The sequence below is a fragment of the Albidovulum sp. genome (assembly GCF_049646345.1).
In the GTDB taxonomy this organism is placed as follows: Bacteria; Pseudomonadota; Alphaproteobacteria; order Rhodobacterales; family Rhodobacteraceae; genus Albidovulum.
Window position 1 is genome coordinate 1 of the sequence record NZ_JBARVQ010000207.1, and the last position, 2,143, is coordinate 2,143.

2 protein-coding genes and 1 pseudogene are annotated in these 2,143 nt (G+C 55.1%); 1 reads left to right on the plus strand and 2 read right to left on the minus strand.

Annotated features, from left to right (window positions below):
* Nucleotides 1-242: 242 nt before the first annotated feature.
* A complete protein-coding gene (locus WBB85_RS04990; protein WP_432637524.1) occupies nt 243-380 on the plus strand; it encodes an entericidin A/B family lipoprotein in 138 nt (45 codons plus the stop codon).
* A 336-nt stretch (nt 381-716) separates the two neighbouring features.
* Here WBB85_RS04990 and WBB85_RS04995 read toward each other — a convergent pair whose 3' ends face one another.
* Both WBB85_RS04995 and WBB85_RS05000 read right to left on the minus strand, forming a co-directional pair.
* A complete protein-coding gene (locus WBB85_RS04995; RefSeq protein ID WP_432637525.1) occupies nt 717-1,742 on the minus strand; it encodes a RelA/SpoT domain-containing protein in 1,026 nt (341 codons plus the stop codon).
* Between the two features lie 105 nt (nt 1,743-1,847).
* A pseudogene (locus WBB85_RS05000) lies at nt 1,848-2,143 on the minus strand (elongation factor 4); the annotation flags it as partial.

Genomic DNA, 2,143 nt, shown 5'->3' on the forward strand with positions numbered 1-2,143 from the left:
CCCATGCCAATACGCTGCCGGTGATGGTCGCCAGCCAGACCGGCAGTCAGGGGATATCCTGGTGGTCGATGGCCGCACTCAGCTTTGCGGCCATCCTGCCGCTGATCGTCATCGGTGTGGTGCTGGAGCGTTATATCATCAAGGGCATGGCGGCGGGGGCGGTGAAATAGGCCCCCGGCTTGTCGTTGACAGTGCCCGCAAGCAGGCTAGATTTGTCGGGAACCATCCCAAAGGAGTCCCCCATGCCCCGTATCCTTCTTAGCCTTGCGGCTGTTGTCACCCTGTCGGCCTGCGCCACCATCCACGGCGCCGGGCAAGACATCCAGAAAGCCGGCGCCGCGATCAGCACCGAGGCCGCTGCCGCCGAACAGAACATGTGATCCAGCGGGGTTTTGCCCCCGCGCCGCGACTTCCTGATGCATCGAAACAAAGGGCAGCGCCCGAACCGAGGGGTGGGCGTAAAGCGCCCGCCCCGTGGGGGCGGTTCGGGCGCTGCCCGGTCGGAAGGCGACCGGGCGAGGAAGGAAGGGTGGGTGGGTGGTTTCGGAGTGTGGTGATGGGTTGGGGGGCGATGACCACCGATTTGCGCAAGGGGGTATGGTTGGGTGAAACCCCGCCTATGCTTGCTTGAGGCCAGATTGTGGGCAGAGTGCGCTTCAGCGCACCAATCAGGTAGAGAAAGTGGTGCGCTGAAGCACACTCTACGGCTTGTTAACTTAGAGCATCTTTAAGCCTTCACGAATGAGGTCAACGAATGCGCGGGCATCCGAAAAGTAGTTACGGAAAGCATCGCGGATGTTTTCCTCACTTTCACCTCGAACAAGCACAATATCTGCTCTCTCGCCGTATTCCTTTTCCAATTCGTCATAAGCCTCAATAGCGCGATTTACATTCTCGTAGGTTCGGAACTCCAGTGCGTCCTCTCCTTCCTCAACCTCAAACTTGAAGATCAAGAGCGTATTCCTTCTAAACTTAAGCCCGCGACTGGAAGTTCCTCTAAGATTGTCAAAAGTTTGAAGCAGACCCAATCGTCGATCAGCCAAGCTAAACTCTTCCGCAAGTTCTTTGTTACCTAGGTCCGCACAGCAAGAGTTCGAGTTTTCTGCCGTCCGTGCAATTATTTCGCTAGCCAATTGAAAATACCGCAAATAGTGCGCAGTGGCGTCGGCAAACTTAATTCGGTTCGAAGTGATCAAGTCCGCCACCTCGACCGCAGTAGCCCAAGCGTGTTGAGGCAACGTACGGTATTGGATTTCAACCTTTAAGCCATTCCAGGGAATACCGCCGATTGAGTTAACATGATACTCATACACATCATGAATACCTCGATATCCTGTCGTCTTCGGCTTATTGATATAGTCGTATCTATCAGACTCATGGGTCAAGGAATGTCGCCAGCGAGCACCATGCATAGACGTGCGAACATCATTCAAATCCTGCAACGACTTGAAGATCATCCTGCAGCCAGCAATGTCATGCATCGCAGAAAGCGGCATATTGGGTTCGCGTAGGAGTTTGTCAAGGATCGTATTTCGGCGCTTCAATCGTTGTCCAACAGAACGGGATGTCTCTCGAGAATGGTTCCGAATGTTTGCTTGAAACGTATTCAAAATGTACGCATGAGAGCCACGAAAGTTCTCCAAAACAGCATTGTCCTCCGGGGTCGCAGTTCCTTTTACAATCCGCTTACCCGCAGCACGAATTCTACTGCGAGTAAATTGCGGTCGGACAAAACTCACCATTCACCCATCCCCTTTCAAAGCCAAACCCCAGCACCCTATCCACCTGTGTGGACACGCGATTGGCTCCGCCATTCGCTTTCGTCCCGCCCCTCAAAGAATGGACAGTTAACTGTCCATCTTCAGCGCGCTGATAAACGCTTCTTGCGGGATCTCGACTTTTCCGAACTGGCGCATCTTCTTCTTCCCGGCCTTCTGCTTATCGAGCAGCTTGCGTTTGCGGGAAGCGTCGCCGCCGTAGCATTTCGCGGTCACGTCCTTGCGCATCGCGCTTAGCGTCTCACGCGCGATGACGCGGCCGCCGATGGCTGCCTGGATCGGGATCTTGAACATATGTCTGGGGATCAGGTCTTTCAGCTTTTCGACCATGGCGCGGCCCCGTGCCTCGGCCCGGTCGCGGTGGA

What these genes read in the sequence shown, in the direction of transcription:
- WBB85_RS04990 (WP_432637524.1), top strand. Translation starts at nt 243, where the DNA reads ATGCCCCGTATCCTTCTTAGCCTTGCGGCTGTTGTCACCCTGTCGGCC.
- WBB85_RS04995 (WP_432637525.1), bottom strand. Translation starts at nt 1,742, where the DNA reads ATGGTGAGTTTTGTCCGACCGCAATTTACTCGCAGTAGAATTCGTGCT.